This window comes from Streptomyces durocortorensis, from assembly GCF_016901035.1.
Taxonomy (GTDB): domain Bacteria; phylum Actinomycetota; class Actinomycetes; order Streptomycetales; family Streptomycetaceae; genus Streptomyces; species Streptomyces durocortorensis.
Genome location: NZ_JAFEUF010000474.1, coordinates 1 through 1,702 on the forward strand (window position 1 = coordinate 1; position 1,702 = coordinate 1,702).

The following is a 1,702-nucleotide window of genomic DNA, read 5'->3' on the forward strand; positions in this document are numbered from 1 at the left end:
CGGGCCGCCCCCGGCCGGCCGCCCCCCCCCCCCCCCCCCCCCCCCCCCCCCCCCGGGCCCCCCCGCCTCCGGTCCTCCGGGTGGTGCCGTCAGTCGCAGCGCGGTGCGATGTAGCCGTCACGCCCCGTGTAGACGTAGGCGTCCGCGACGAACTGGCCGTTGGCGATGTTGTCCCAGAGGTTCGACGTGCCGTACGGGCCGGTGACCCGCTCCCCCGGCTTCTGGCAGTAGATCGGGATCTTCTGCCCGTACGGCAGGGTCCGGACGATGCGGTAGCTGGTACCGGGACCGGTACGGACGTTGACCCGGTAGCCCGGGGCGATCGGATAACGGGTGCCGGACGCGGTGGTCTCCACCGTGAGGTCCGCGCTCGCCGTTTCCCCGGCCGCCGTCGGTTCCTGCGTGTGCTCTTCAACGCCCATGTGGGCCTCCCCCGTTGATACGTCGCGTACGCGGTGCGCGCACGACGCGCAGGCTAGCAAGCGCCGTGCTTCTCGCACGCACCATCGACTAGGCTCCGTGCGTCGCATGCGCACGAACACACGGGGGTGGGCGATGCCGCCGCTGCGAGAGCCCGGAGCGCATCCGGAAGCGGAGTTTCCGCAGTACGCCGGCGCCTACCGTCTCGAAGCCTCTCTCGGCTCCGGCGGCATGGGAGTCGTGCATCTGGCGCGCTCGGCCTCGGGGATGCAGCTCGCGGTGAAGGTCGTGCACGCGCCGTATGCGGCGGATCCCGAGTTCAGGGCGCGGTTCCGGCAGGAGGTGGCGGCCGCGCGGCGGGTGAGCGGGGCGTTCACCGCGCCCGTCGTCGACGCCGACCCGGAGGCCGACCGGCCCTGGATGGCCACCCTCTACGTTCCCGGGCCCACGCTCGCGGAACAGGTGAAGCGGAACGGTCCGATGGCCCCCGCCGCGCTGCGCAGGCTGACCGCGGGGCTTGCCGAGGCGCTGCGGGACATCCATCGGGCGGGGGTGATCCACCGCGACCTGAAGCCGAGCAACGTGCTGCTGACCGACGGGGGCCCCAAGGTCATCGACTTCGGGATCTCGCGGCCGTACGACAGTGATCTGCGCACCGAGACCGGCAAGCTGATCGGCTCGCCGCCCTATATGGCTCCGGAGCAGTTCCAGCGGCCGCGGGAGGTGGGGCCGCCGGTCGACGTGTTCGCGCTGGGGGCCGTGATCGTCCACGCGGCGACGGGCCGGGGGCCGTTCGACTCGGACAGCCCGTACATCGTGGCGTACCAGGTGGTGCACGATCAGCCTGATCTGGGCGGGGTGCCGGAGGAACTGGCCCCGCTGGTCGCCCGGTGCCTGGCGAAGGACCCGGCCGAGCGGCCGACGCCGGACGAGGTGATGGCGGCGCTGGGGCCGCCGTCGTACGAGGCCGAGGCGTTCGTACCGGCGCAGCGGCGGCGGGCGGCGGTCGCGGCGGCGGTGCCGGCCGTGCCGGACGAAGAACGGCCGGACGGTTCGGAGGAGGACACCCATGTGCGGGCCGCGCCGCCGGTCCGCCGCCGGTGGCTGCCGCGGGCCCGGCTGGTCGTGGCGGCGGCGGTGCTTCTGCTGGTGGCGGGGGCGGGCGCGGCCACGCCCCTCCCCTACGGTCCGCGGTGGCCCTTGCGACCCACGACACCTTTTACGTGCTGCCCCCCCTCGCCGCCCTGGCCCTCGGCGCGCTCGTGCGCCGGTACGGGCACTT

The 1,702-nt window shown here is 74.1% G+C and carries 2 protein-coding genes; one reads left to right on the forward strand and one right to left on the reverse strand.

Annotation, left to right across the window (positions count from 1 at the left end):
* Window positions 1-89: 89 nt before the first annotated feature.
* Window positions 90-422, reverse strand: coding sequence for an SH3 domain-containing protein (locus tag JS521_RS35535; RefSeq protein WP_030808944.1), 333 nt, complete (start codon window positions 420-422; stop codon window positions 90-92).
* Window positions 423-555: 133 nt separating this feature from the next.
* On the opposite strand from JS521_RS35535, the gene JS521_RS35540 reads away from it, so the two are divergent.
* Window positions 556-1,702: serine/threonine-protein kinase (locus JS521_RS35540; protein ID WP_239488289.1), on the forward strand; the 1,147-nt coding region annotated here is incomplete at its 3' end.